Raw genomic sequence first — 25,318 nt, 5'->3', positions numbered from 1 at the left:
GGGGTGCATTTCTACACGCGGGGCAAGGTGGTGACCTCGCGGTGGCTGGACCCGTCGCACGGTGGGGTGAACCTCGGCTTCCCCACGAACGGGTAACCCGCGGCTCCGGCCGGGAGGGACCGGCGTCCCTCCCGGTCCCGTCCCCGGTAAGCTCCAGCACAACGGACAAGGGGGGACATCGTGAGACGCCGTCGCATATCCGCCGTGGCGCTGGCCACGGCGGCGCTGGTCGCCGGCACGGGAGCGGTGTCCTCGCCCTCCGGGACGGCCGGGCAGCCGGCCGCCAGGCCGAGCCCCAAGCCGACCCCGACGGCCACGCCCTCGCCCACGGCGACCCAGAGCGACGGCACGCTCCAGATCCTCACCTACCGCGGCTACGCCGAGTACGGCGGCGTCAGCCCCAAGGCCAACTGGGTCGGCTCCTTCGAGAAGGAGACCGGCTGCCGCCTGGCCCGCCTGGACACCGTCCGCACCGCCGAGGAGATGGAACGGGCCGTGGCGGCCGCCGACCGCCCGTACGACCTGATCTCGGCGGGCCCGGCGCTGGCCGGCGACCTGATCACCCGCAAGCTGGTGCAGCCGATCGACCCGGCCAAGGTGGGCGGCTACGACGACCTCGACGAGCGTTTCCGCGACATGGTGAAGGTGTCCGGCAAGTTCTACGGCGTGCCGTACCTGTGGGGGTACCACGAGTTCGTCTACGACGCGGCCAAGGTCAAGAGCCCGAGCATGAGCGAGGCGTTCGCCTCCGGCCGGGCCGCGCTCCGCGACAGCCCGCTGACCATCGCCGACGCCGCACTGACCGACACCACGGTCAAGGACCCGTACGAGCTGAGCCAGGAGCAGCTCGACCGGGCCATGGCGCTGCTCGGGCAGCAGAAGGAGCGCACCTACTGGCGGAAGCCGATCGACCTGATCAAGGGCTTCGCCACCGGGTCGCTGGATTACGCGCAGGCCACACCGTACTATCGCCTGCTGCTGCAGAAGGCCGGCAAACCGGTCAGGACGGTCGGCGCCACGGCGACCACCGGCTGGCTCGACTCCTGGATGCTCGGCGCCAACCTGCCCGACACCACCTGCGCCTACCGCTGGCTGACCTGGATGACCGCGGCCGACGCCCAGCGTGACGCGGCCGCCTGGGCGGGGCTCGCCCCGGCCAACGAGAAGGCGTGCAAGGGCCGGGCCAAGTCCGTCTGCGACGTCTACGGCGTCGGCGACCCCAAGCGGCTCGGCCGTGTCGCCTTCGCCGTCCGGCCGCCGGGCGGTTGCCGCGGCGAGGACGGGGAATGCACTGATTACGCCGTCTGGGGGAAACGGTGGGCCGCGCTCGCCGAGTAGGCGAGACCGCCGCCTCCGCTCGACCCCATCGCGGGCGCGCCTTCCCCCGAGGTGCGCCTGCAGAGACGCCCCGGGCCTTCCCCCCTGTCCCGGGGCGTCTCGCTGTTCAGGGGCCTTCTTGGCGCCAGAAATTCGACTGAATGACCAGTCAGTGAGTATGGTCTTCCCATGAGAATCCTTCTTGTCGGCGCCGGAGGCGTCGGTTCAGCCGTGGTCCCGATCGCCGCCCGCCGCCATTTCTACGAACACATCGTGGTGGCCGACTCCCAACAGAGCCGGGCGGCCGCCGCCGTCGCCGCCGTGGACGACCCCCGTTTCACCGCCATCCAGCTGGACGCCTCCGACCGGGCGCAGGTCGTCGCGGCGCTCCGGGAGCACCGCTGTGACGTGCTGTTCAACGCGGTCGACCCGCGCTTCACGATGCCGCTGTTCGAGGCCGCGCTGGAGGCTGGGGCCCACTACCTGGACATGGCGATGTCGCTGTCGAAGCCGCATCCGCGCGAGCCGTACCGCAAGCCGGGGGTGAAGCTGGGCGACCGGCAGTTCGAGCGCGACGGCGAGTGGCGCGGCGCGGGCCGGCTCGCGCTGGTCGGCATGGGCGTCGAGCCGGGGCTCGCGGACGTGTTCGCCCGCTACGCCGCCGACCACCTGTTCGACGAGATCGACGAGATCGGCATCAGGGACGGCGCCAACCTCGTCGTCGACGGCTACGACTTCGCGCCCACGTTCTCGATCTGGACCACGATCGAGGAGTGCCTGAACCCGCCCGTCGTCTGGGAGGACGGGCAGTGGCGCACCACCGAGCCGTTCAGCGAGCCCGAGGTGTTCGACTTCCCCGACGGCATCGGGCCCGTGGAGTGCGTGAACGTCGAGCACGAGGAGGTGCTGCTCGTCCCGAGGTGGATCCCGGCGCGGCGGGTGACGTTCAAGTACGGGCTCGGCGAGGAGTTCATCGGCGTGCTCAAGACGCTGCGCAAGCTGGGCCTGGACAGCGCCGACAAGATCAGGGTGGGCGGGGCGGAGGTGGCCCCGCGCGACATGGTCGCCGCGAGCCTGCCGGACCCGGCGACGCTGGGCGCACGCATGCGCGGCAAGACCTGCGCGGGCACGTGGGTCAAGGGCACCGGCAAGGACGGCTCGCCGCGCGAGGTGTACCTGTACCACGTGGTGGACAACGAGTGGTCGATGCGGGAGTACGGCTCCCAGGCCGTCGTGTGGCAGACGGCGATCCATCCGGTCGTCGCGCTGGAGCTGGTGGCGACCGGGGTGTGGAAGGGCGAGGGCGTGCTCGGCCCTGAGGCGTTCGACGCGGTGCCGTTCCTCGACCTGCTGCGCGAGTACGGCTCGCCGTGGGGCCTGCGCGAGGCGGCGGTGGCGGCCTGAAGGCCCGGTCGGAACCGTGGTCAGCGCGTGGCTAACGGCCCGGGAAGGCCACCACGGTCGCCATGGGAGCGGGCAGGAGCGCCTCGGCGCATTCGGTGCAGGCGAGCACGGAGGAGTTGTCGGGCAGCTTGCCGACCCGGACCCGAGGCCGCGGCCACCTCTTGTGGCACACGACGCAGGCGTCGCCGTCGCGCTGGGCCACGCTCAGGCCCTCAGGGTCGAACGTCAACATACTCTGTGCCGTTCTGGTGGGACCCCAGTTCATCACGCTCCCAGCTGTCATCGCTCCTCCGCATGTCCGGATCCGTTATAACCCTGACCGAGGCCGTGATCGTCTAGCTGAGCGTCAAGCCAGGGTGAATTCTCTACCCGAGTGACCTCTTTTACACACACAAAATCGGGCATCCAGCCGCAAGGTGGATGCCCGATTTTTCGGTCTTTGCTACAGAGCGGCGACGGCCTTCTCCAAGATCCCCAGGCCCTCCTCAAGCAGGTGCTCGGGCATGACCAGCGGGGGCAGGAAGCGCAGCACGTTGCCGTACGTGCCGGCGGTCAGGACCACCAGGCCCTCGGCGTGGCAGCGCTTGACGATCTCCTGGACGGCGGCCGGGTCCGGGTTCTTCGTCCCCGGCTCGACCAGCTCGATCGCGATCATCGCGCCGCGTCCGCGCACGTCGCCGATCACCGGGAACCGCTCCTGGAGCGACCGGAGGCGGGGGAGCATGATCTCGCCGATGCGGCGGGCCTTGGCGACCAGGTCCTCCGACTCGATCGTCTCCAGGACGCCGAGCGCGGCCTCGCAGGCCAGCGGGTTGCCGCCGTACGTGCCGCCCAGGCCGCCGACGTGCACGTGGTCCATCAGGTCGGCGCGGCCGGTCACGGCGGCCAGCGGCAGGCCGCCCGCGATGCCCTTGGCGGTGCAGATGATGTCGGGGACGACGCCCTCGTCCTCGCAGGCGAACAGGTCACCGGTACGCGCGAAGCCGGTCTGGACCTCGTCGGCCACGAACACGATGCCGTTCGCCCGGCAGAACTCGGCGATCCGCGGCAGGAAGCCCCTGGCCGGGACGATGAACCCGCCCTCGCCGGCGATCGGCTCGATCACCACGGCGGCCACGTTCTCGGCCCCGACCTGCTTGTTGATCTGGTCGATGGCCTGCGCGGCGGCCTCCTCCGCGCAGTTGTCCGCGCCCGTCGGCCAGCGGAACGGGTAGGCCAGCGGCACCCGGTACACCTCGGGCGCGTACGGGCCGAAGCCGTGCTTGTACGGCATGTTCTTGGCGGTCATGGTCATCGAGAGCAGCGTGCGGCCGTGGTAGCCGTGGTCGAACACCACGACGGCCTGCCTGCCGGTGGCGTGCCGGGCCACCTTGACCGCGTTCTCGACGGCCTCGGCGCCCGAGTTCACCAGGAAGGTGCGCTTCTCGTGGTCGCCGGGGGTCAGCTGGTTGAGCTTCTCGCAGACCTGCACGTACGACTCGTACGGGGTGACCATGAAACAGGTGTGGGTGAAGTCGGCCACCTGCTTCTGGACGCGCTCGACGACCTTCGGCGCGGAGTTGCCCACGTTGGTCACGGCGATGCCGGAGCCGAAGTCGATCAGAGAGTTCCCGTCGGCGTCCTGGAGGACGCCGCCGCCGGCGCGGGTGACGAAGACCGGCAGCGTGGTGCCGATGCCGGACGGGACGGCGGCCTGCTTGCGGGCCAGCAGCTCCTGCGACTTGGGGCCTGGGATCGCGGTCACGACGCGCCGCTCCTGGGGAATGCTCATGGGCTCGACGCTACGTCGGGCTCCGACCTGGGCCGATACGTCGATATGGCACACTGGGGGTGCTCGCCTTTGCCGGAATGGACAAACTCGTATGGCACCTTCGCTGCGCACCGTGGTGCGACGGATGGGGCTGCGTCCGCTGGCGGGCGCGGCGGCCCCCGAAGCGCTCGACGCGGAGGTGCGCTGGGTGGCGGTCAGCGAGCTGGAGGACCCGACGCCGTTCCTTGAGGGCTCGGAGCTGCTGCTGACGACGGGCATCCGCCTGGAGGGCGACCTCTCCGGATATGTCGCCCGGCTGGTGGGGCGCGGGGTGGCCGGGCTCGGCTTCGGCGTCGGCCTCTCCCACGAACGCGTCCCGCCCGCCCTGGTCAGCGCCGCCGACGAGGCCGGGCTGCCGCTGTTCGAGGTGCCGCGCGAGACGCCGTTCATCGCCATCGGCAAGGTCGTCAGCGAGCTGCTCGCGGCCGAGCAGTACGACGAGATCACCCGGGCCTTCGCCGCCCAGGGACGGCTCACCCGGGCGGCGCTGCGGCCGGAGGGCATGCACGCGGTCATCGACCGGGTCGCCAAAGAGATCGACGGCTGGGCCGCCCTGCTCGACGAGACGGGCGAGGTCCGGCACGCCACCCCCGGCGCCGACGTGCCGGTCGTGGTGGCCGAGCTACGCCGCCTGCGCACCGGCGCCCCGGCAAGACCCCACCCCGACCAGCCCGCCACCGACGACCGCGGGCCGGCCGGTGAGCAGCCCGCCGCCGGGGAACCCGTTCGTGGCGGTGAGCGGACGCCTGCCGGGGAGGGCGTCCGTGGAGGTGTGCCGGGCGGTGAGCGGGGGCGTGGGGGAGGCCAGGGGCCTGAGCGGGGGCGTGGGGGAGGGCCGGGGGTGGAGCGGGTGCCGGCCAGTCTCGCGTTGTCCGGGCCCGACGAGCACATCGTGATCCAGCCGCTCGGCGGCGGCGCCCGGCCGCGCGGCTTCTTCGCGGTCGGCGCGCGCAAACCCTTCTCGCCGGTGACCCACACGGTGATCAACGCCGCCGGCTCGCTGCTGACGCTCGCCATGGAGCAGGGCAGGGCCCAGCGGGAGGCGGGGCGGAGGCTCCGCTCGGCCGTGCTCGAACTGCTGCTCGGCGGGGCGGTCGAGCAGGCGCGGTCGGTGACGGGCACGCTCGGCGCGCGGCTGCCCGGCGAGCCGCTGGTGGTGCTGGCGGCGGGCGCGAGCGCCCTGGAGGCCCTGGAACCCCACGGCTTCACAGCCCTCCTCGACGACCACAGCCACAGCCACAGCCACGACCACGCCCACAGCAGTAGCCACGGCCGCAGCGGCAGCGGTAGCGACGGTGGCCGCGGTGGTGGTGGGGCGGTCGTTGTTTGTCTGGTGGGGGAGGGGAGTGTGGAGAAGGTGGCGCGGGAGGCGGAGGGGCCGGTCGGGGTGAGCTCACCGTGCCGCTACGACGGCCTGCGCGACGCCCTCGGCCAGGCGCGACGGGCGCTGGCCCACAGCGACGGCGGCGTGGTGCGGTTCGCCGACCTGGCCGGGCAAGGGCTGCTCGCGCTGCTGGACGCCGACGCCCTGCGCGCGTTCTCCGGCGCGCTGCTGGCCCCGCTCACCGCGTACGGCTCCCGTGCCGACCTGGTCGAGTCCCTGCGCGCCTACCTCGACAGCAACGGCCACTGGGACGCCGCGGCCCAGCGGCTCGGCGTCCACCGGCACACGCTGCGCTACCGCATGCGCCGCGTGGCCGAACTCCTCGGCCGCGACCTCGACGACCCGGGCGTGCGCGCCGAACTCTGGCTCGCCCTGGAGGCCGCCCGCCGCTGACCCGACGGCCTTCAGCGGCCGGGGGCCGACGGCAGGTTGTCCTTGTCCACCAGGTAGCAGCAGATCGTGGCCAGGGTGACCGCCTCGTACGTGCGGTCGTCCCGCAGGTGGCCGGCCCGTTCCAGACTGATCGCGCCCTGGGCGGCGGCCCAGAGAGCGTCGGCGATCTTGCGTGGCTGGGTCGGCGTCAGGTAGCCGGCGGAGATGCAGTCGGCGATCACCCGGTCGAGGATGTTCAGGGCCGCGCGGGCGAGCGTCCTGGCCCGCTCGCTGGGTTCGAAACCGGGGATGGCCTGCTCGAACATCAGGCTGTAGTAGCCGGGCTCGGCCAGGCATGCCTGCCGGTAGGCGGGGCCGAGCGCGGTCAGGTACTCCAGCGGGTTGCGCCGCTGCGGGACCGCTTCGAGCAGGCGGCGAAACCGCTCGAAACCCTCCAGGTAAAGCGCCTCGGCCAGGCCCTCCCGGTTGCCGAACATCGTGTAGATGACGGTCGTCGTGCAGCCGGCCTCGGCCGCGATCCTGCGCATGGTCAGACTGTCGGGACCCTCGCTCTGAAGCAGGTTCACGGCCACGTCGAGCAGGCGGGAACGGAGTTCGTCGTGGGTGGCGCGCTCGCCCAGCAGGTAGGCACCCTGCAGGCCCAGCGGCGTCGAGGTCATGCGACCTCCCCAGCGACCAAGGAGCTCAGTGTCCTTGTGACCTCTTGCTCGGTCACGGGGCCCACGCCTTTCTGAGTCTGGGGCCCACCGCGCTGGAGACCCGCACTCGATGACTTAGCCATGGCGGAGATCGCTCAAACCACTCCGCATGGTAAACATCCCGAATTGGGTCTACTTCTGTTACATCATGGGTATACACCAGGGCTTGTACTTAACGGTGAGCGCTCGTGGGAGTCTTGTGCACCCTGGTGTAAATCCCCGAACTCCCGCTTGGCATAACGTCATGGGTATGGACGTGCGTACCTTCTGGCTTGCCGGCCGGCCCGCCACCGGCGAAACCGAGCTCACCGTGACCAACCCCCACGACGGTCGTGAGGTGGGCCGGTACTCCGTACCGACCGATGCCCAGGTCGAGGAGGCCGTCGCGGCCGCCCACGCGGTCTCGCGCGAGGCCGCCGCGCTGCCCGTGCACGTACGTGCCGAGGCCCTGGCCCACGTCTCGCGTCGGCTGGCCGAGCGGGCCGAGGAGATCGCCCACCTGATCACCGCCGAGAACGGCAAGCCGATCTTCTGGGCGCGCGGCGAGGTCAACCGCGCCATCTCCACCTTCCGCTTCGCCGCCGAGGAGGCCCGCCGCTGGTCCGGCCAGGTGCAGCGGCTCGACACCGAGCCCGCCGCCGCGGGCCGCCTCGCCTACGTCTCCCGCGTGCCCAAGGGCCCGGTGCTGGCGATCACCCCGTTCAACTTCCCGCTGAACCTGGTCGCCCACAAGGTCGCGCCCGCCATCGCCGTCGGCGCCCCGATCATCGTCAAGCCCGCGCCCGCCACGCCGCTGTCCTCGCTGATCCTCGGCGAGATCCTGGCCGAGACCGACCTGCCCGCCGGCATGTTCTCGGTGCTGCCCGTCCAGAACGAGCGCGCCGCCGCCCTCGTGGACAACCCCCGCCTGCCCGTCGTCTCCTTCACCGGCTCCGCGCCCGTCGGCTACGCCATCGCCGACCAGGTGCCGCGCAAGCACGTGACCCTGGAGCTGGGCGGCAACGCCGCGGCCGTCGTGCTGGGCGACGCCGACCTCGACTGGGCCGCGCAGCGCATCGCCCTGTTCTCCAACTACCAGGCCGGTCAGAGCTGCATCGCCGTCCAGCGGGTGATCGTCGAGCAGCCGGTCTACGACGCCTTCGTCGAGCGCCTGCTGCCGGCCGTCGCCGGGCTCGTCACGGGTGACCCGGCCGACGAGAAGACCCAGGTCGGGCCGCTGGTGTCGGAGGCCGCCGCCGAGCGCGTGGAGCAGTGGGTGCGGGAGGCGGTCGCCGCCGGTGCCCGCGTCCTGGCCGGCGGCACCCGCGAGGGCGCCACGGTCGCGCCGACCGTGCTGGCCGACGTCCCGCACGACGCCAAGGTGGCCTGCGAGGAGGTCTTCGGGCCGGTCATGATCCTGCAGCCGGTCGCCTCGATCGACGAGGCGTACGCCACGGTGAACGACTCCAAGTACGGCCTCCAGGCCGGCGTCTTCACCCGCTCGCTGGACGCCGCCTTCCGGGCCAACCGCGAACTGGAGGTCGGCGGCGTGATCATCGGTGACGTGCCGTCGTACCGGGCCGACCAGATGCCGTACGGCGGCGTGAAGGACTCCGGCATCGGCCGCGAGGGCCTGCACTCGGCCATGGAGGACCTGACCTACGAGAAGGTCATGGTGCTCACCGGCCTGTCGCTGTAGCTCGCCAGCAGGGCGAGGGCGGCGACCTCAAAGAGACCGAAGGCGCGCACGGGACGGTGCGCCCCCTTGGTCTCAGGCGCGCTCGGCCGTGGTGTAGACCGCCTTGGCGGCCTGGCCGAAGTACGGGCCGTACATGGTGTGCTGGTCGTCGCTGTACTTGAAGCTGCTCAGCGAGGTGATCGTGCCGCGGCCGGTCATCGGGTCGAAGCCGGACATCCAGGGGCCGCCGCTCGAACCGGCGGTCATGGCGCAGCCGAGCCCCTGGTCGCGCGTCTGCTTGTACGGGTCGTCGCGCAGCCGCCCCGCGCAGTAGACGAGCTGGTCGCCGTCGTAGGGAGGGTCGGCCGGGTAGCCGAAGCCGTAGGTCTGGCCGCCGCGCCGGGCGTTGAAGGCGATGTCCTGGGTGCCCACGACGTCGGCGACGTGCCGGCCGCCCGAGGTGGCCAGGGCGACCATGCCGACGTCGTGGTTGTCGTCGGCCGAGCGCGACCAGGGGGCGGAGACGAACATGCGGCGGGCCGCGTACTGGCCGAAGGGCTGCTCGCCGCCCCTGCCGTAGCCGGGGACGAACGTCCAGTTCTCGGCCCATTCGCCGGCGCCGTCCTTGACGCAGTGGCCGGCGGTGACGACGAGGTCCTTGCTGGCGCTCGTGACCGTGCTGGCCGAGCAGACGAAGTCGGCCCCCGCCAGGGTCAGGAACACCCGGCCGGTGGTCCTGGTCACGGCCCCGCCGGTGCTCCAGCGCGCGCCGATCGTGCTGGCCTGGGGCCTGGACGACGCCTGGTGCCGCCGGCCCAGGTTGATCTCGGTGTGGCCGTCGGACACGCCGGGCGTCGCCCGCACCCCGCCGCGGCCGGTCAGGCCGCTGAGCAGGCCGTCGCCGTCGGTCACGGAGTCGAGCAAGCCGATGGGCAGGGCCGCCGCCATGCGCTGCGGGGTCCAGTAGCCGAGCACGCGCCGCTGTTCGGCGTCGTCGCGGGCGGCCTCGTGCTCGACCACCAGGCTCCGCCGGGCCGCGGAGTGCTCGACGGCGGGACGATCGACCTGCTGCTGGACGGGGACCGCGCCGAGCATCGCCGGTCCCATCAGCCCCGCCATCAGCGGGGCGGCCGCAAGCAGGGAGGTGCTCAGGGTCATGGCCCCAGAGTGTGCACCACGAGATGTGTTCTTGTGGCTACTTTCCGTAAATCCGGCAGACTGCGTTGGCGCTTCGCGCTGCTCGGCAGACGGCCTGTGCTTCGCGCCGCGCTGCTGGGAGGCAGGGCGATGCCTGCGGCGGCGAAGGTGAGGACGGACGGCGGGGCGGGATCCGCGGCGCATTACGTAACCTGCCGAAACCCGGCTCCGAGGTCGGGAAGGTAGCCGCACAATAATCGGGATTTCTCAAGACATGCGCCTCCCGGTATGACGATATCTGGACATAAATGGTCCCGGTTATCACGCGTCACTTAAGGGACGGGATCGCGGCCGTGAGCCCCTCACGTGCCCGTCCGCCCCCGGCAGCGGGGACAATGGACAGGTGCATGCAGAGACCCTCCGCTCAGTCGTCGTGCTCGGCTCCACCGGCTCGATCGGCACCCAGGCCCTCGACGTCATCGCCGCCGACCCCGCCGGGTTCAAGGTCGCCGGGCTCGCGGCCGGGGGCGGCAGGGTCGAGGCGCTGGCCGCTCAGGCGGCCGAGTTCGGCGTGGAGGTCGTGGCGGTGGCCGACGACGCCGCCGTCCCGGCGCTGAAGGAGGCGCTGGCCGCGCGCGGGGCCTCCCCCGTCGTGCTGGGCGGCCACGAGGGCGTCGCCGAGGTCGCGGCCTGGCGGTGCGACACCGTGCTCAACGGCATCACCGGCGCGCTGGGCCTGACGTCCACGCTGGTCGCCCTGAAGGCCGGCCGCACGCTCGCGCTGGCCAACAAGGAGTCCCTGATCATCGGCGGGCCGCTGGTCAAGCGGCTGGCCGCGCCGGGGCAGATCCTCCCGGTCGACTCCGAGCACTCGGCGGTGCAGCAGTGCCTGTGGGCGGCCGGTCCCGGCGGCCACGACCCCGACGCCGTCAGGCAGCTCGTCATCACCGCCAGCGGCGGCCCGTTCAGGGGCATGAAGCGCGAGGAGATGGCCGACGTCACCCCCGAGATGGCGCTGGCCCACCCGACCTGGTCCATGGGCCCGGTCATCACCATCAACTCCGCCACCCTGGTCAACAAGGGGCTGGAGGTCATCGAGGCCCACCTGCTGTTCGACATCGGCTTCGACCGCATCGAGGTCGTGGTCCACCCGCAGTCGGTGATCCACTCCATGGTCGAGTACGTCGACGGCTCCACCATCGCCCAGGCCAGCCCGCCCGACATGCGCCTGCCGATCGCGCTCGCGCTGGCCCACCCGGCCCGCGTGCCCGGCGCGGCCCGGCCCGTCGACTGGACCAAGGCCCACACCTGGACCTTCGAGCCGCTCGACGACGCGGCCTTCCCGGCCGTCGCGCTGGCCAGGCACGTCGGCGCCGAGGGCGGCACCGCGCCCGCCGTCTACAACGCCGCCAACGAGGTCTGCGTCGAGGCGTTCACCAGGGGCGGGCTGCGCTTCCCCGCGATCGTCGACACGGTCGCCAAGGTCGTCGAGGAACACCGCGTCACCCCGGCCTCCAGCGTGGAGGAGGTGCTGGCCGCCGACGCCTGGGCCCGGGCGCGTGCGGCCGAACTCACAGCCGGGCAGTCCTTCTAGCTACCTAGACTGGGTAGCGTCGTCACACCTAAGGGTAGAAATGTCTTCTGTAGCACTTGGCATCCCGACGGTCCGCCCCAAGCCGCTCGCCGAACGCCGGCACTCCCGCCAGATCATGGTCGGCAGCGTTCCCGTGGGCGGCGACGCGCCCGTCTCCGTCCAGTCGATGACGACGACGGTCACCGCCGACGTCAACGCCACGTTGCAGCAGATCGCCGAGCTGACGGCGTCCGGCTGCCAGATCGTGCGCGTGGCCGTCCCGTCGCAGGACGACGCGGACGCGCTGCCGATCATCGCGAGGAAGTCCCAGATCCCGGTCATCGCCGACATCCACTTCCAGCCGAAGTACGTGTTCGCGGCCATCGAGGCGGGTTGCGCGGCGGTCCGCGTCAACCCCGGGAACATCAAGAAGTTCGACGACAAGGTGGGCGAGATCGCCAAGGCGGCCGCCGACCACGGCGTGCCGATCAGGATCGGCGTCAACGCCGGGTCGCTCGACCCCCGCCTGCTCCAGAAGTACGGCAAGGCCACGCCCGAGGCGCTGGTCGAGTCCGCGCTGTGGGAGTGCTCGCTGTTCGAGGAGCACGGTTTCCGCGACATCAAGATCTCGGTCAAGCACAACGACCCGGTCGTCATGATCAACGCCTACCGGCTGCTCGCCGCCAAGTGCGACTACCCGCTGCACCTCGGCGTCACCGAGGCCGGCCCCGCCTTCCAGGGCACGGTCAAGTCCGCGGTGGCCTTCGGCGCGCTGCTGGCCGAGGGCATCGGCGACACCATCCGCGTCTCGCTGTCCGCGCCTCCCGTCGAGGAGGTCAAGGTCGGCGCCCAGATCCTGGAGTCGCTGGGCCTGCGCGAGCGGGGGCTGGAGATCGTCTCCTGCCCGTCGTGCGGCCGGGCCCAGGTCGACGTCTACACGCTGGCCGAGCAGGTCCAGGCGGGCCTGGAGGGGCTCAAGGTCCCGCTGCGGGTGGCCGTCATGGGCTGCGTCGTCAACGGCCCCGGCGAGGCCCGTGAGGCCGACCTCGGCGTCGCCTCCGGCAACGGCAAGGGCCAGATCTTCGTCAAGGGCGAGGTCATCAAGACCGTGCCCGAGTCGCAGATCGTCGAGACCCTGATCGAGGAGGCCCTGCGCCTGGCCGAGGAGATGGGCGTCGAGATCGACCTCGACGACGACACCGTCTCCGGGCCCCAGGTGACCGTGGGCTGAGTGCCCCGGGGGGCCCGGTCACCCGGTGCAATGGGCCCATTACAAAGTGGCAAGCGTTTCTCCATACCCAGCGTCATGACCCCGTCGCCCGCGGGAGCATCACAGGGCCATGACGAGGGGGAGGGGCTGGGTGAAGCGCGTATTCAGTGTTGCCGTCGGCATCGCGGTGCTGGTCGCCGGGGTTGTCAGCGCGGACGGTGTGGCGTCGGCCGGCAGGGGTGCGGTCACGTGGGCGCAGCAGGTGGTCTGGGGGTCGTGCCCGGCCAAGGAGGGCAAGACGGTCCGGGCCGACCTGGAGTGCGCCACCGTACGCGTGCCGCTCGACTACCACGACCCGTGGGGGCAGTCGATCAAGCTGGCGATCAACCGCATCAAGGCCAAGGTGTCCAGGGACGGCAACCATCTCGGCACCCTGCTGATCAACCCGGGCGGGCCGGGCGCCTCGGGCCGCGACCTGACCGAGTTCGTCTCGAACGGGCTGCCGAACCGGCTGGGCGAGCGCTACGACGTCGTGGGGTTCGACCCGCGCGGGGTGGGCGGCAGTGAGCCGTCACTCCACTGCGTGGACCCCGACGCCTACTACCGGGCGCCGCGGCCGGACGCGGTGCCGCACTCGGCGGCCGACGAGAGCAGGCTCCTGGCCAGGGCCGACGAGTACGCCACCGGCTGCGGCGACCACTGGTCCTGGATGCTGCCGTACCTGACGACCGAGAACTCGGCCAGGGACATGGACGCGATCAGGGCGGCGCTGGGCGAGGAGAAGATCAGCTACCTGGGCTACTCGTACGGCACCTACCTCGGCGCCGTCTACGCGACCCTGTTCCCGCAGCGGGTCAGGCGGCTCGTCATGGACAGCACGGTCAACCCCGAGGGCGTCTGGTACCGGTCGAACCTGAGCCAGGACGTCGCCTTCGAACGCCGCCACCGCGCCTTCCTCGCCTGGACGGCCCGGCACAACGACGTCTACCGGCTGGGCGGCACGCTGAAGCAGACCTCGTTCGCCTACTACGCGATGCGCGACCGGCTGCGCGCCCGCCCGGCCGGCGGCGTGGTGGGGCCGAGCGAGCTGGACGACACCTTCACCCTCGGCGGATACACCGACCGGGTGTGGCCGGAGTTCGCGCGGGCCTGGTCCGCCTACGTGCGCAAGGGCGACGTGAAGCCGCTGGTGGAGGCGTACAACCGGCGCGGCAAGAACGACGCCGACGACGAGAACGGCTACGCCGTCTACCTCGGCGTGCAGTGCCGCGACGCCGCCTGGCCGCGCGACTGGACCAAGTGGCGCACCGACATGACCCGGCTCCACCCCAGGGCGCCGTTCCTGACCTGGCCGAACGCCTGGTTCAACGCCCCGTGCGCGTTCTGGCCGGTCAAGGGCGGCACGCCGGTCGCGGTGCACGGCTCGCCGAAGCTGCCGCAGGTGCTGTTCCTGCAGTCGCGCGACGACGCCGCGACGCCGTACCGGGGGGCGCTGGCCATGCAGCGGCGCTTCCCGAGGAGCGGCCTGGTGATCGACGAGGGCGGCAACCACGGCGTGTCCCTGGCCGGCAACCGCTGCGTGGACGGCTACCTCGCGGCGTACCTGGCCGACGGCACGCTGCCGGCCCGGACGGTGTCCTGCGCGGCCCTGCCGGACCCGAGTCCGGCCGCCCACATGGCGTCGGGAGGCGCGCAGGGTCACGATCGGCTCACCGACGTGCTGTCCCGGTGAGCTATTCGGGGGACGTTCGCGTAGTCTGACCATGTGATGCTGCGTACATCGGCGTCGCGCGTGCTCGACGACAGCGACCGGGACGAAGTTCTCGCCCTGCTTGACTGCGATCCGGTCGCCAACGTCTTCGTCTCCTCCCGGGTGCGGGCCGTCGGACTCAATCCGGCACGCCTCGGGGGGCAGATGTGGGGGTTCGGGCCGCGCGGCGGGCTCGTGTCGCTCTGTTACGCCGGCGCGAACATGGTGCCGGTCAACGCCGGTCCTGAGGCCGTGCACGCGTTCGCCGACCGTGCCCGCAAGCAGGGGCGCAGGTGTTCGTCCATCGTGGGCCCCGTCGAGGCGGTTTCCCTGCTGTGGGAGCGGCTGGAGCCGCACTGGGGCAGGGCGCGCGCCGTCCGGTGGGCGCAGCCGGTGATGGCGACCTCCAGCAAGGCCCCTGTACCGGCCGATCCGCTGGTGCGCCGGGTGCGGCCGGAGGAGTTCGACATCCTGCTGCCGGCGTGCGTGGCGATGTTCACCGAGGAGGTGGGCGTCTCGCCCAACCTCGGCGACGGCGGCGCGCTCTACCGCACGCGAGTCGCCGAGCTGATCCGCATCGGCCGCTCCTACGCGCGCATCGACGACGGCCGGGTGGTGTTCAAGGCCGAGGTGGGCGCGGTCACGCCGCACGCCTGCCAGATCCAGGGCGTGTGGGTGGCCCCCGACCTGCGGGGCAAGGGCCACGCGGTGGCGGGCATGGCGGCGGTCGTGGAGGCGGCGATGAGCTGCTTCGCCCCGGTCGTGTCGCTCTACGTCAACGACTACAACCACTCGGCGCGGGCGGTCTACCGCAAGGTGGGGTTCCGCGAGGTCGACACCTTCATGTCGGTGTTGTTCTGAGACGCCCGGCTAGAGGCGTACCAGCTTGTCGAAGAGGCGGGCCAGCTCGGTGTCGGGGTCGGTGGTGAGCCCCGCGTGCACCGGGCCGGTCTGCACGATCGTGCTGCGCGGCGCGGTCAGCCAGCGGAACCGGCCGCCCAGCGGCTCGTCCGCGAGAGGGCCCGGCCGGTCGCCGCAGGCCCGCTCGTAGGCGCTGAGCGCGTGGCGCACGCCGTCGAGGTCGGCCCCGGGGTCGAGGGCTCGCAGGCGGGCGGGGTCGAGCTGGACGCGCGCGCACAGGTAGTCGCGCGGCTGGCAGTAGAGCAGCACGCCGGCGTTGATCAGCTCGCCGCGCTCCACCTTGGGCATGACGCGGATCACCGCGTACTCGTAGACATCTCTGGTCACCGGCTGCCTCCCCGCCAGAACTCGCCGACCGACCCGGGCCCGGACGCCTTGTGCTCCTTGCCGGGGCGGCGCAGCAGCCACTCGCGCGGCCCTTGCGCCCGGCGCAGCAGATGGTCGGTGTAAGCCTCGCGCACGTCGTGGGCGGAGTCGAACCCCGGCTCGCCGTCGAGCCATTCGTCGGGCACCAGGGCCGTCACCTCGTCCAGCAGCTCGCGGGTGATCCGCCCGGCCAGCTCCTCGCCCGCGGCCGGCACGTCGGCCGCGAACGGCGCGAGCACGTGGTCGCCGGCGTCGAACACGCGCTGCGGGTCGGCCGTGCGCCAGTTGTGGTGGAACCACAGGGCCGCGCCGTGGTCGATGAGCCAGATGTCGCGGTGCCAGACCAGCAGGTTGGGGTTGCGCCAGCTCCGGTCGACGTTGTGGATCAGACCGTCGAACCAGACCGCCCGGGAGGCGAACATCGGGTCGGGGATCCAGCCCAGCGGGTCGAAGCCGAGCGCGCCGGGCAGGAAGTCGACCGCCAGGTTGAGGCCGGTGCTGGCCTTGAGGAGGTCCTGGACCTCCTCGTCGGGCTCGCGGACGCCGAGCTGCGGGTCGAGGTCGATGAGCTTGAGCTCGGGCGTGCGCAGCCCCAGCCGGCGGCCCAGCTCGGCGGCGATGATCTCCGCGACGAGCACCCGCCGGCCCTGGCCCGCCTCGCGGAACTTCACGACGTATGTGCCGAGGTCATCGGCCTCGACGACGCCCGGCAGCGACCCGCCCTCTCGCAACGGGGTCACATATCGGGTGGCTGCGATCTTTTCCAGCACGGGACGAGGCTATCGTCACCGGGGCCCCCATCCGAACTCCCGGCGCGGCTCACCCCCCGGACGGCCGGGCGGGACGGGTGAAGGGCGCGAACGGCTGCCGCGACGACGCCTCGACGGCGGCGAACGCGTAGTCCAGCATGGCGTGCTCGTAGGCCGTCTTCGCCTCGGCGAGCGGCCGGCCCTCGGCGGCGGCCGCGGCCAGGTTCGCGCACAGGGTGCGGGCGTCGCGCAGCGCGATGTTCGCGCCTTCGCCGCGGCCCGGGCTCATGCTGTGCACGGCGTCGCCGAGCAGGGTCACCGCGGGCTCGTCCCAGGGGCGCACGCGCCGGGCCGCGTGGGTGTGCACCAGGAAGGTCGCCTCGGGGTCGGCCCGCTCGACGATCCGGCGCACGCCCTCGTGCCAGCCGGCGACCGCGCGAAGCGCGAGCCGGTGCAGGCCGGCGGGCGAGGTGTCGTCGGGCCGGGCGCCGGGGACGGTCAGCGTCCAGGAGAAGTAGCCGGGGACGTCGGTCAGCTCCAGGCCGGGGGCGTGCCGGGCGACGGCCTCGGCCACCGGCGTGCAGGGGCGGCAGGTGGCCACCGAGAACGCGGTGTGGTCGGCCGCGGTGACCCGGTTGAAGGTGTCGACCAGGTCCGGGGGCGTGGCGGCGAGCAGGTCGGGGGTCAGCGCGGTCCGGCCGTACAGGGCCTGGTCGAGCCGGTCCACGACGGCGTCGGGGAGCAGCTGGCCGCGGACGCGGGAGCCGACGCCGTCCGCGCCGGCGAGCAGGTCGCCGTCCAGGGTGGAGCCGTCGGCGAGGTGGGCACGGACCCTCGTGCCGGGCAGCGGCTCGTAGTGGGTGTACTCGGTGCCGAAGCGTACGTCGAGGCCGGACAGGAGGATCTCGCGGAGGGTGAGCCGGTTGACGCCGAGGCCGTCCACGCCGGGGAGCTGGGGCGGGATGTCCTTGGAGAACTTGGGGACCAGCCGGATGTCCATGAAGGTCATGCGGGTGGCCGGGCGGATGGAGGTGGCCACGGCCAGGTCGTACAGGCCGGGAGGCAGGCAGGCCCGCAGCGCCTCGGCGCCGGTCTCCTTGAGGCTGATGCGGTAACCCTGGGGGCGGTGGCCGGGTGCGGGGTCGCGTTCCAGCACGGTGGCCTCGAACCCCGCCTTGCGCAGGCCCTGGGCCAGGGATAAGCCGCCGATGCCGCCTCCCACGACGATGACACGAGCAGAGGTGTCCATGGATGTGACGATAGACGATAGCTGTCGCGACAGTAAATGCTCTCGCCAGCTATTCTGGGGCGCGTGACCGACGATCGAATGCCGCCGCCGTTCGAGCTGGTGCTGGGCGGCGGGTCGCTGCTCGTGCAGGTGGGGCGGGAGCTCAACACCGAGACCGAGCGCCGCCTGGCCCCGCTCGGGCTCACCGCGCAGCAGGCGGCGCTGCTGCTGCACGCGGCGGGCGGCCGGAGCACGCCCGGCGTGCTGAAGGGCCGGCTCGGCACGGACACGGCCGGGATGACCCGGCTGCTGGACCGGCTGGAGGCCAAGGGGCTGCTGCGACGGGTCCGGCGGCCGGAGGACCGGCGCTCGGTCGTCATCGAGCTGACGGACGAGGGCCACGCGCTGACGCCCCTCCTGCCGCCGATCTTCGGCGGGGTCAGCCGCCAGGTCTTCTCGGGCTTCTCCGAGGACGAGATCGAGCAGGTCACGGGCATGCTGCGGCGGATCATGGCCAACCTGGCGGAAGGGGCGTCCTGACCGGGGTGCGCACGTGTCGCGTGCCCGGTCAGGATCGTCCCGGCCGCCAGGGTCAGAGCTTGGCGATGACGTCCTCGGCGAAGCGTTCCATGGTGGCGATCTTGAGGTCGAGGGTGTCCTCGCCGTACCGGGACTTCTCCTCGGGGGTGGCCAGCCACCAGGGGGCGGCCATGGTGGCGGTCACGCCCTTGGCGGCGAAGCGGCGGTAGGTCTCGGCGTCGGGCAGCACGGCCAGCGGGGCGACGATGTCGAACGGGCCCGTCCTGCCGTTCTCGTCGAGGTGCCGGCGGAGGGTGTCGAGCACCGGGTCGAGCTGCTCCTCGGTGTAGATGCGGTTGCCCAGCCAGCCGTCGCCGAAGCGGGCGGCCCGGCGCAGCGCCGCCTCGCTGTCGCCACCCACGTAGACGGGTACGGGCCGGGCCGGGGCGGGGGAGATGGACAGGGGAGGCAGGCCGTCCAGCGTGACCGTCTCGCCCGCCCACAGGGCGCGCAGCGTGGGCAGCATGCGGTCGAGGCGGCGTCCCCGGGTGTGGAAGTCCTGGCCGGTGCCGGCGAACTCCTCCTCGCACCAGCCCACCCCGACCCCGAACGTCACCCGCTCCCGCGACAGCACCGCCGCCGTGGAGACCAGCTTGGCCACGGTGAACAGGTCGCGGGCCGGGGCGATGTAGACGTTCGGCGAGAAGCGCAGCGTCGTGGTCACCGCGGCCATCGCGCCGATCGTCACCCACACGTCGGGCCAGTGCGTCTCGGCGGTCCAGCGGGGCGCGCCCGACCGCGAGTACGGGTAGCGGGAGGCGAAGTCGGCGTAGAAGAGGTGGTCCGACAGCGTGAAGGTGTCGAAACCGCAGCGCTCGGCCGCCCGCGCCAGCTCCACGAACTGGTCCGTCGGGGCGAACGAGGCCCCCAGCCACATCTTCATCGGAACTCCGGCGCGACCTTGGTGGCGAACATCTCCAGGTTCCGCTTGACCGTGTCCAGCGGGAGCACGCCCTGCTGCCCCTGCATGTACAGGCCGAACCACTCCAGGTCCGGCATGCGGTCGAGCATGCGCTGGATGCCGCGCTTGACGTCGTCGGGGGTGCCGAACAGCGCCATCTCCACGTCGTTCATGCGCTTGGCGTCGCCCTTCTCGGGGGAGATCGGCTTGTGCTTCTCGTCCTCCTTCTTGCGCAGCACCTCCAGGTAGCCGAACGGGCCGAAGAAGGCGGCGAAGTCCTTGGGGATGCTGCGGCCGAAGGTGTTGATCGCCTCTTCGGTGGTGTCCGCGATGCCGACGATCTTGAGGATGCCGGTGTGCTCGCCCAGCTTGTAGTGGCGGCCCTGCCGGGCCGACTCCTCCTGGTAGAGCTTGGCCTTGGCGGCGTGGTCGTCGGGGTTGGGGGTGAACATCCACGGCAGGATGTCCTCCTGGGCGGCCCTGATGACCGACCGGTCGGAGATCGTGAACGGCTGCCACAGCTCCGGATGGGGGTTCTGGTACGGCCGGGGGCAGACCGAGATCGCCTGGATCTTCCCGTCGTCGGAGACCTCACCGGGCGCCCCGAACGTCCTGGTCCATTCCATCGCGGGCCAGCCCTCGATACCGTCGTAGGGGTACGGCACCTCGTAGTCCAGCACGTCGGACTTGTAGCGGAGGGTCTCCTGCGTCCAGGCCATCTTCATGATCTTCAGCACCTCGCCGAAGACGTCGAAGTTCCGGGTGTCCGAGGCCGAGCCGTCGGAGCGGGCGGCGGCGGCCTGCCAGCGCTGGCCGAGGACGTTCATCCAGCGGTTCTGGTAGCCGCGCGCCACGCCGAGTCGCAGGCGGCCCTTGCTGAACTGGTCGAGCAGCGCCACGTCCTCGGCGGCCCTGATCGGGTCCCAGGCGGGCAGCACCATGCCGAGCGGCGCGAGCAGGATGCGCTCGGTCCGGGCGGCGAGGTCGGTGAGGAACATCAGCGGATTGACCGAGAACTCCATCCCCTCGGAGTGGAAGTGGTGCTCGGTCATCATCAGCGCGTCGAACCCGACCTGGTCGGCGTGGACGGCTATCTCCCGCACCTCGTGCAGCAGCCGCTGATACGACTCGGTGTCGCGTCCGATGGGACGCCGTGCCTTGGCGTTCTCCTCGGCCGCGTATCCAGAGCCTGGAATCTGCGGGTTCAGGAAGATAGAGAACTTCACCGGGAACCTCTTTCCGCGGACGTCGCCTTGCAAGCTACCCTGGAAATCTTAGCCGAGCAATCGCTTGGTTGATATGAGGAGGCCGTATGAGGCTGGGTGTCACGATGTTCGCCACGGATCTGGCCATGCCGGTCCAGGACCTCGCGGCCGCGGCCGAGGAGCGCGGGTTCGACTCGCTCTACCTGCCCGAGCACACCCACATCCCGGTCAGCCGCCGCACGCCGCCCGCCGGCGGCCAGGACGAGCTGCCCGAGGAGTACAAGCGCACGCTGGACCCGCTGGTCGCGCTCTCCTTCGCCGCCGCCGCGACCCGGCGGCTGCGCGTCGGCACCGGCATCCTGCTCGCCGCCCAGCGTGACCCCATCGTCACCGCCAAGGCCCTGGCCACGCTCGACCACCTGTCGGGCGGGCGCGCGGTGGTCGGCGTCGGGTTCGGCTGGAACGTCGAGGAGATCGAGAACCACGGCGTGCCGTACGGACGGCGTCGCGAGGTCGCCCGGCGCAACGTGCTGGCCATGCGGGCCTTCTGGCGGGACGAGGTGGCCGACGTCGAAGGGCTCGAACCGTCCTGGTCGTGGCCCAAGCCCGTCCGCGACCTGCCCGTCTACCTCGGCGGCGCCGCCGGGCCGAAGCTGTTCGCCCACATCGCCGAGTACGGCGACGGCTGGATGCCCATCGGCGGCAAGGGGATCAAGGACGCGCTGCCCGCGCTGCGCGAGGCGTGCGAGAAGGCCGGGCGGCCCATGGCCAGGGTGATCCCGTTCGGGACGCTGCCCACCAGGGAGAAGCTCGACTACTTCGCCGGCCTCGGCATCGAGGAGGCCGTGGCCACCCTGCCGAGCGGCCCGGCGGACGTCGTCCTGCGCGCCCTCGACGCCTATGCCGGCCTGCTGTAGGCGGTGCCATAATGACGCCCTATGTCCGAGCTCCGTGCTGATGACCCCCGCCGGCTGGGGGAGTACCGGCTCTCGCGCAGGCTCGGGCAGGGCGGCCAGGGCGTCGTCTTCCTCGGTCACTCGCCGGCCGGGGCGCAGGTCGCGATCAAGCTGTTGCACGCGAGCGTGTCCAAAAACGCCGACGTACGTCGCCGGTTCCTCGGCGAGGTCGAGGCGGTGCGCCGGGTCGCGGCCTTCTGCACCGCCCAGCTCCTGGACGCCGACCTCGACGGCGACCGCCCCTACCTGGTCAGCGAGTACGTCGAAGGGCCCTCGCTGGGCGAGCACGTGGTCGCGCGGGGGCCCCGGCTCGGCGGCTCGCTCGACCGGCTGGCCATCGGCACCGCCACCGCCCTGGGGGCGATCCACCGGGCGGGGGTCGTCCACCGCGATCTCAAGCCGGGCAACGTGCTGCTCAGCCTCGACGGGCCGCGGGTCATCGACTTCGGGGTGTCCCGGCTGATGGACGCCGCCGCCACCACGACCAGGTCGCCCATCGGCACGCCGGCCTACCTGTCGCCCGAGCGCATCAACGGGGAGCCGGCCGGGCCGGCCGCGGACATGTGGGCGTGGGGGCTGACCGTGGCGTACACGGCCAGCGGGCGGCATGCGTACATGGCGGACACGTACCAGGAGATCCTGGCCAGGATCCTGTACGGCAGGCCGGACCTGCGCGGGTTGTCGGGGCGGTTGCGGGAGATCGTGGAGGCGTGCCTGGCCCGCGACCCGCGCGACCGTCCGGACGCCGAGGAGACGCTGCGCGCGCTGCTCGGCCAGGACGCCGGCACCGGCGACGTCCTCCCCTCCGGCGCCCAAGCGGCCACTCCCGATGAACGGCCCCCCACCACCGCCCCCTCGACCTCCCCTGACGAAACCCCCGCCACCCTTCCCGAAAGGACGCCTGCCACTGTGGTCGGGAAGGCTCGGCGGGGGTGGCTGGTGGCGGTGGCGGTGGCGGGGGTTGTGGTGGTGGTCGCCGGGGTCGTGTTCTGGTTGCGCGGAGCGCAGGACCCGGGCCCGGCGGACGCCCGGAACGGCCCGGCCGACCAGGGCGCCACCACCGGCGAGCCCCCGCCGGGAAACCCCACCGTCCCGCCCCTGGACGGCGTCTGGACGGGATCGGCCGAGCACCCCACGGCCGGCCGGATCTTCCCGGTCGAGCTGCGCCTGCGCGCCGACGGCGGATCCACCATGCGCTGGGGCGCCGACCTGCACTGCTCCGGCCGGCTCACCCCCACGAGGAGCGCCGTCGTGTTCGCCCTCGGCCAGGTCACCGGCAAGGCGTGCCACGCCGGAACAGTCCGGGTCGTCCCCTCGGACGACCCCAACCGGTTCTCCGTCAAGGTGACCCGATCGGACGACGGCGCCGTCATGTACGCGGGCCAGGTCTCCCGGGCCTCCTGACCGGCTGTGTCACGGTCAGGCGGCGATTGCGGTGCGCACGGTTGACTGAACGCGGCCCGTTGCCTTCAGTGGAGAGCAAGAAGGGGTGGCGGCGAGGGGAGGCGCCCCGTGCCAACGGCGCAGCCGCTCAGAACGGGGGACCCGCACAGACTCGGCGAGTACGAGCTCGCCGGGCGACTGGGTGAAGGCGGACAGGGCGCGGTGTTCCTCGGTTCGAGGAGCGGGGAGAGGCACAGCGGGGAGAGGTACGCGGTCAAGCTGCTGCACGGGCCTGTCGGGGACGAGCAAGGGGCGTTCCTGCGGGAGGTGGAGCTGGCCAAGCACGTGGCGAGGTTCTGCACGGCCCAGGTGGTCGACGCCGGGTTCGACGAGGGCCGGCCGTACATCGTGAGCGAGTACGTCGACGGGCCCTCGCTGCACCGGGAGGTCTCGCTGACCGGTCCGCGGCACGGCGGCGCGCTGGAACGGCTGGCGGTCGGCACCGCGACCGCGCTGGCCGCCATCCATCGGGCGGGCATCGTGCACCGGGACTTCAAGCCGCAGAACGTGCTGCTCGGGCCCGACGGGCCGCGGGTGATCGACTTCGGCCTGGCCAGGGCGCTGGACGCGGCGGCCACGGTGACGAACAGGGGGGTGGGCACGCCGGCGTACATGGCTCCCGAGCAGATCACCGCCTCGGCCGTGACCGGGGCGGCCGACGTCTTCTCCTGGGGCGCGACCATGTGTTTCGCGGCCAACGCGAGCGCGCCGTTCGGCCAGGACTCGGTGGCGCCGGTGCTGCACCGCATCCTGACCGCGCCGCCCGAGCTGGGCCGGCTGGACGGGCGGCTGCGGGTGCTGGTCGCGGCCTGCCTGGACAAGGACGTCAGGAACCGGCCGTCCAGCAGGGAGCTGCTGTTCGCGCTGCTCGGCGAGGCGGACTCGCCGGATCAAGGGTACGGCGACGTGCCGCTGGTCCCCGGGCAGCGACCGCCCGTGCCGCTGGCCGAGCCCGAGGTCACCGGCGCGGCCGGCGCGTACCACCTGCACTCGCGGACGGGCGGCGGCCCCGAGCTCCCCACAACCGTGCAGGGCACGAGGCCGCCGGCCGAGGCGGGCCCGCCGGACGGCCTGAGGACGCGGGCCGGGACGGGCGCGCCGGACCGGCAGGGCCGGGGGCGCGGGGCCGGATGGGTGCAGGCGGTCGTGGCGGTGTGCGCGGCGCTGCTGGTGACCGCGGTCGTGCTCACCGTGATCGTGCCCGCGCTCAACGGCCACCGCTCCGGCCAGGCGTCCGTGCTGCCGGCGGCGCCGCCGAGCCCGGCGGGTTCGGCGCGCGCCTCCTCACGGCCGGGCGGGAAGCCGGCGGAGCGGGAGCGCGTGCCCACCGTCGCGCCCGCCGTCGAGCCCACCGGCGAGCCGACAGTCGGGCGGCCGGTGACGACGGTCGCGGTTCCGCCGCTGACCGGCCTGGATCGGGCCGACGCGGTCAAGGCGCTCAAGCAGGCCGGGCTCACCGTCGGCGCGGTCACCAGAACCGACTCGGTCAAGGAGATCGGCCGGGTGCTCGGCAGTCGTCCGGCGGCCGGGACCGTGGTGGGCCGGGGCGGCGCGGTCGCGCTGGAGGTGTCGGCGGGGGTGCCGGTGCCGTCCGTCGCCGGGCGGCAGCGCAAGGCGGCCGAGGCGGCGCTCACCGCCGCCGGGCTCACGGCCGGGACGGTCACCCGATCGTGCTCCGACCAGCCGGACGGCCAGGTTCTCGCGACGCGGCCCGAGGCCGGCGCCCGGGTGCCGGGTGGCGCCCCGGTGGCGCTGACGGTGGCCCGCCAGGGCGTCGAGGTGCCGTCCGTGGTGGGGCAGGGCCGCGCCGACGGCCGGGCCGAGCTGGTCGCGGCCGGCTTCACGGTACGGGCCAGCACCCAGGTCGTGGACGACGACGCCAAGGCGGACACCGTCCTGGGCCAGAGCCTGGCGCCGGGGACCTGCGCCGCGTCCGGGGACGTGGTCGTGATCACGGTCGGTGTGTCCGGCCAGCAGGGCGGGCCCGGCCCCGAGGAGCCCACGCAAGGCCCGACCGGCCCCGCCGTCGACCCCTCGACGGGGCTGTGATCGGGGGACCTCCGCCGCGGTCGGTCCGGCGCAGGGGCTGATCGGCGGGAGCCGTCAGAAGGCCAGCGCCGACTGCAGCATGACCGCCGTGACCTGCTCCTCGGGCAGGTCCATGGTCTTGACCACGCCCCACTGGAGCGCCCCGAGCAGGGCCCAGCACCTGACCCTGGCCTCGGGCCCCGGGTTCTCGCCGGCGAGCTTGGCGAAGATCTCGTCCCTGAACGTGCCGACGACCGCGCGCTCGGAGCCGGCCGGCACGGGCTCGTCGGCCGCGAGGTCCTCCATGAACAGGCGGATCACCGCGCGGTGGCGCACCGCGAAGACGGCCAGGGCCTCGACGAACGCCTTGCGGTCGGGATGGTCGGCGTCGAGCAGGGTGATCATCTCGGCCGCGGCCGGGGAGAGCAGTTCGGAGGCCAGCCGGTCCTTGGGATGGAAGTGGTAGGCGACGGCGGTCTTGGTCAGCCCGACCGCGGCGGCGATGTCGGCCAGCGAGGTGCCCGCGTAGCCGCGCTCGGCGAACAGCTCGCGCGCGGCCGCCAGAATCCGGGAGCGGGTGTCGTCGGGTGTGGTCATCGTCTCATTTCC

The 25,318-nt window shown here is 72.4% G+C and carries 22 protein-coding genes; 12 read left to right on the top strand and 10 right to left on the bottom strand.

Annotated features, from left to right (window positions below; genetic code table 11):
- The first annotated feature begins 180 nt into the window (after positions 1-180).
- The gene (locus tag ACWCSU_RS34965; protein WP_449940713.1) at positions 181-1,338 is read left to right on the top strand and encodes an extracellular solute-binding protein; all 1,158 of its coding nucleotides are present in this window, start codon (positions 181-183) and stop codon (positions 1,336-1,338) included.
- A 168-nt stretch (positions 1,339-1,506) separates the two neighbouring features.
- Positions 1,507-2,721: a saccharopine dehydrogenase family protein gene (locus ACWCSU_RS34960; RefSeq protein ID WP_357694633.1), complete on the top strand. Its 1,215-nt coding sequence runs from the start codon at positions 1,507-1,509 to the stop codon at positions 2,719-2,721.
- Positions 2,722-2,752: 31 nt separating this feature from the next.
- Here ACWCSU_RS34960 and ACWCSU_RS34955 read toward each other — a convergent pair whose 3' ends face one another.
- Positions 2,753-2,953: a hypothetical protein gene (locus ACWCSU_RS34955; RefSeq protein ID WP_357694631.1), complete on the bottom strand. Its 201-nt coding sequence runs from the start codon at positions 2,951-2,953 to the stop codon at positions 2,753-2,755.
- 210 nt (positions 2,954-3,163) lie between these two features.
- On the bottom strand, positions 3,164-4,492 hold the full coding sequence (gene gabT, locus ACWCSU_RS34950; RefSeq protein WP_357694629.1) for a 4-aminobutyrate--2-oxoglutarate transaminase: 1,329 nt from the start codon (positions 4,490-4,492) through the stop codon (positions 3,164-3,166).
- 91 nt (positions 4,493-4,583) lie between these two features.
- Here gabT and ACWCSU_RS34945 point away from each other — a divergent pair, with 91 nt between their 5' ends.
- Positions 4,584-6,308 carry a PucR family transcriptional regulator gene (locus tag ACWCSU_RS34945; protein WP_449940708.1) on the top strand — a complete coding sequence of 575 codons (1,725 nt, stop codon included), beginning with the start codon at positions 4,584-4,586 and terminating at the stop codon, positions 6,306-6,308.
- Between the two features lie 11 nt (positions 6,309-6,319).
- Here the strand turns inward: ACWCSU_RS34945 and ACWCSU_RS34940 are convergent, their stop codons facing one another.
- Positions 6,320-6,967 carry a TetR/AcrR family transcriptional regulator gene (locus ACWCSU_RS34940; protein ID WP_357694625.1) on the bottom strand — a complete coding sequence of 216 codons (648 nt, stop codon included), beginning with the start codon at positions 6,965-6,967 and terminating at the stop codon, positions 6,320-6,322.
- Positions 6,968-7,256: 289 nt separating this feature from the next.
- On the opposite strand from ACWCSU_RS34940, the gene ACWCSU_RS34935 reads away from it, so the two are divergent.
- The gene (locus ACWCSU_RS34935) at positions 7,257-8,684 is read left to right on the top strand and encodes an aldehyde dehydrogenase family protein (RefSeq protein ID WP_449940705.1); all 1,428 of its coding nucleotides are present in this window, start codon (positions 7,257-7,259) and stop codon (positions 8,682-8,684) included.
- 72 nt (positions 8,685-8,756) lie between these two features.
- Here the strand turns inward: ACWCSU_RS34935 and ACWCSU_RS34930 are convergent, their stop codons facing one another.
- On the bottom strand, positions 8,757-9,821 hold the full coding sequence (locus ACWCSU_RS34930) for a trypsin-like serine peptidase (RefSeq protein ID WP_357694622.1): 1,065 nt from the start codon (positions 9,819-9,821) through the stop codon (positions 8,757-8,759).
- A gap of 382 nt (positions 9,822-10,203) precedes the next feature.
- Between ACWCSU_RS34930 and dxr the strand changes: the two genes are divergently transcribed.
- The 4 genes from dxr (at position 10,204) to ACWCSU_RS34910 (ending at position 15,194) form a co-directional block, all read left to right on the top strand.
- Complete coding sequence (gene dxr / locus ACWCSU_RS34925) at positions 10,204-11,394, top strand: 1-deoxy-D-xylulose-5-phosphate reductoisomerase (protein WP_357694620.1); 1,191 nt, start codon at positions 10,204-10,206, stop codon at positions 11,392-11,394.
- Between the two features lie 40 nt (positions 11,395-11,434).
- Positions 11,435-12,604, top strand: coding sequence for a flavodoxin-dependent (E)-4-hydroxy-3-methylbut-2-enyl-diphosphate synthase (ispG, locus tag ACWCSU_RS34920; protein WP_357694618.1), 1,170 nt, complete (start codon positions 11,435-11,437; stop codon positions 12,602-12,604).
- A gap of 130 nt (positions 12,605-12,734) precedes the next feature.
- On the top strand, positions 12,735-14,315 hold the full coding sequence (locus ACWCSU_RS34915; protein WP_357694616.1) for an alpha/beta hydrolase: 1,581 nt from the start codon (positions 12,735-12,737) through the stop codon (positions 14,313-14,315).
- 36 nt (positions 14,316-14,351) lie between these two features.
- Positions 14,352-15,194 carry a GNAT family N-acetyltransferase gene (locus tag ACWCSU_RS34910; protein ID WP_364094284.1) on the top strand — a complete coding sequence of 281 codons (843 nt, stop codon included), beginning with the start codon at positions 14,352-14,354 and terminating at the stop codon, positions 15,192-15,194.
- A gap of 9 nt (positions 15,195-15,203) precedes the next feature.
- Here the strand turns inward: ACWCSU_RS34910 and ACWCSU_RS34905 are convergent, their stop codons facing one another.
- Genes ACWCSU_RS34905 through ACWCSU_RS34895 form a run of 3 tightly spaced genes read right to left on the bottom strand, consistent with a single transcriptional unit; the run spans position 15,204 to position 17,618 of the window.
- The gene (locus tag ACWCSU_RS34905; RefSeq protein ID WP_357694614.1) at positions 15,204-15,581 is read right to left on the bottom strand and encodes a DUF3037 domain-containing protein; all 378 of its coding nucleotides are present in this window, start codon (positions 15,579-15,581) and stop codon (positions 15,204-15,206) included.
- Entirely contained in the window at positions 15,578-16,390 is an 813-nt protein-coding gene (locus ACWCSU_RS34900; protein ID WP_449940700.1) for a HipA family kinase, read from the bottom strand. The genes ACWCSU_RS34905 and ACWCSU_RS34900 overlap by 4 nt, the downstream gene beginning before the upstream one ends.
- A gap of 49 nt (positions 16,391-16,439) precedes the next feature.
- On the bottom strand, positions 16,440-17,618 hold the full coding sequence (locus ACWCSU_RS34895; RefSeq protein WP_449940698.1) for an FAD-dependent oxidoreductase: 1,179 nt from the start codon (positions 17,616-17,618) through the stop codon (positions 16,440-16,442).
- A 63-nt stretch (positions 17,619-17,681) separates the two neighbouring features.
- On the opposite strand from ACWCSU_RS34895, the gene ACWCSU_RS34890 reads away from it, so the two are divergent.
- The gene (locus ACWCSU_RS34890) at positions 17,682-18,137 is read left to right on the top strand and encodes a MarR family winged helix-turn-helix transcriptional regulator (RefSeq protein ID WP_357694608.1); all 456 of its coding nucleotides are present in this window, start codon (positions 17,682-17,684) and stop codon (positions 18,135-18,137) included.
- Between the two features lie 52 nt (positions 18,138-18,189).
- Here the strand turns inward: ACWCSU_RS34890 and ACWCSU_RS34885 are convergent, their stop codons facing one another.
- Positions 18,190-19,059 carry a TIGR03619 family F420-dependent LLM class oxidoreductase gene (locus tag ACWCSU_RS34885; protein ID WP_449940696.1) on the bottom strand — a complete coding sequence of 290 codons (870 nt, stop codon included), beginning with the start codon at positions 19,057-19,059 and terminating at the stop codon, positions 18,190-18,192.
- Complete coding sequence (locus ACWCSU_RS34880; RefSeq protein WP_357694604.1) at positions 19,056-20,303, bottom strand: LLM class flavin-dependent oxidoreductase; 1,248 nt, start codon at positions 20,301-20,303, stop codon at positions 19,056-19,058. Before ACWCSU_RS34880 ends, ACWCSU_RS34885 begins: the two co-directional genes overlap by 4 nt.
- Positions 20,304-20,389: 86 nt before the next feature.
- On the opposite strand from ACWCSU_RS34880, the gene ACWCSU_RS34875 reads away from it, so the two are divergent.
- The 3 genes from ACWCSU_RS34875 (at position 20,390) to ACWCSU_RS34865 (ending at position 24,730) form a co-directional block, all read left to right on the top strand.
- Complete coding sequence (locus tag ACWCSU_RS34875) at positions 20,390-21,199, top strand: TIGR03619 family F420-dependent LLM class oxidoreductase (RefSeq protein WP_449940695.1); 810 nt, start codon at positions 20,390-20,392, stop codon at positions 21,197-21,199.
- 21 nt (positions 21,200-21,220) lie between these two features.
- The gene (locus tag ACWCSU_RS34870; RefSeq protein WP_449940693.1) at positions 21,221-22,642 is read left to right on the top strand and encodes a serine/threonine-protein kinase; all 1,422 of its coding nucleotides are present in this window, start codon (positions 21,221-21,223) and stop codon (positions 22,640-22,642) included.
- Positions 22,643-22,750: 108 nt separating this feature from the next.
- Positions 22,751-24,730, top strand: coding sequence for a protein kinase domain-containing protein (locus ACWCSU_RS34865; protein ID WP_449940691.1), 1,980 nt, complete (start codon positions 22,751-22,753; stop codon positions 24,728-24,730).
- 54 nt (positions 24,731-24,784) lie between these two features.
- Here the strand turns inward: ACWCSU_RS34865 and ACWCSU_RS34860 are convergent, their stop codons facing one another.
- The gene (locus tag ACWCSU_RS34860) at positions 24,785-25,306 is read right to left on the bottom strand and encodes a TetR/AcrR family transcriptional regulator (protein WP_357694596.1); all 522 of its coding nucleotides are present in this window, start codon (positions 25,304-25,306) and stop codon (positions 24,785-24,787) included.
- Positions 25,307-25,318 lie beyond the last annotated feature (12 nt).

The sequence above is a fragment of the Nonomuraea sp. NPDC001699 genome (assembly GCF_053596455.1).
Note: the sequence above shows the minus strand (reverse complement) of the source record. Positions and strands in the feature narration are given on the sequence as shown.

What these genes read in the sequence shown, in the direction of transcription:
- ACWCSU_RS34945 (WP_449940708.1), top strand. Translation starts at nt 4,584, where the DNA reads ATGGCACCTTCGCTGCGCACCGTGGTGCGACGGATGGGGCTGCGTCCG.
- ACWCSU_RS34910 (WP_364094284.1), top strand. Translation starts at nt 14,352, where the DNA reads ATGCTGCGTACATCGGCGTCGCGCGTGCTCGACGACAGCGACCGGGAC.
- ACWCSU_RS34870 (WP_449940693.1), top strand. Translation starts at nt 21,221, where the DNA reads ATGTCCGAGCTCCGTGCTGATGACCCCCGCCGGCTGGGGGAGTACCGG.
- ispG (WP_357694618.1), top strand. Translation starts at nt 11,435, where the DNA reads ATGTCTTCTGTAGCACTTGGCATCCCGACGGTCCGCCCCAAGCCGCTC.
- ACWCSU_RS34930 (WP_357694622.1), bottom strand. Translation starts at nt 9,821, where the DNA reads ATGACCCTGAGCACCTCCCTGCTTGCGGCCGCCCCGCTGATGGCGGGG.
- ACWCSU_RS34960 (WP_357694633.1), top strand. Translation starts at nt 1,507, where the DNA reads ATGAGAATCCTTCTTGTCGGCGCCGGAGGCGTCGGTTCAGCCGTGGTC.
- ACWCSU_RS34935 (WP_449940705.1), top strand. Translation starts at nt 7,257, where the DNA reads ATGGACGTGCGTACCTTCTGGCTTGCCGGCCGGCCCGCCACCGGCGAA.
- gabT (WP_357694629.1), bottom strand. Translation starts at nt 4,492, where the DNA reads ATGAGCATTCCCCAGGAGCGGCGCGTCGTGACCGCGATCCCAGGCCCC.
- ACWCSU_RS34940 (WP_357694625.1), bottom strand. Translation starts at nt 6,967, where the DNA reads ATGACCTCGACGCCGCTGGGCCTGCAGGGTGCCTACCTGCTGGGCGAG.
- ACWCSU_RS34895 (WP_449940698.1), bottom strand. Translation starts at nt 17,618, where the DNA reads ATGGACACCTCTGCTCGTGTCATCGTCGTGGGAGGCGGCATCGGCGGC.
- ACWCSU_RS34955 (WP_357694631.1), bottom strand. Translation starts at nt 2,953, where the DNA reads ATGTTGACGTTCGACCCTGAGGGCCTGAGCGTGGCCCAGCGCGACGGC.
- ACWCSU_RS34860 (WP_357694596.1), bottom strand. Translation starts at nt 25,306, where the DNA reads ATGACCACACCCGACGACACCCGCTCCCGGATTCTGGCGGCCGCGCGC.
- ACWCSU_RS34885 (WP_449940696.1), bottom strand. Translation starts at nt 19,059, where the DNA reads ATGAAGATGTGGCTGGGGGCCTCGTTCGCCCCGACGGACCAGTTCGTG.
- ACWCSU_RS34875 (WP_449940695.1), top strand. Translation starts at nt 20,390, where the DNA reads ATGAGGCTGGGTGTCACGATGTTCGCCACGGATCTGGCCATGCCGGTC.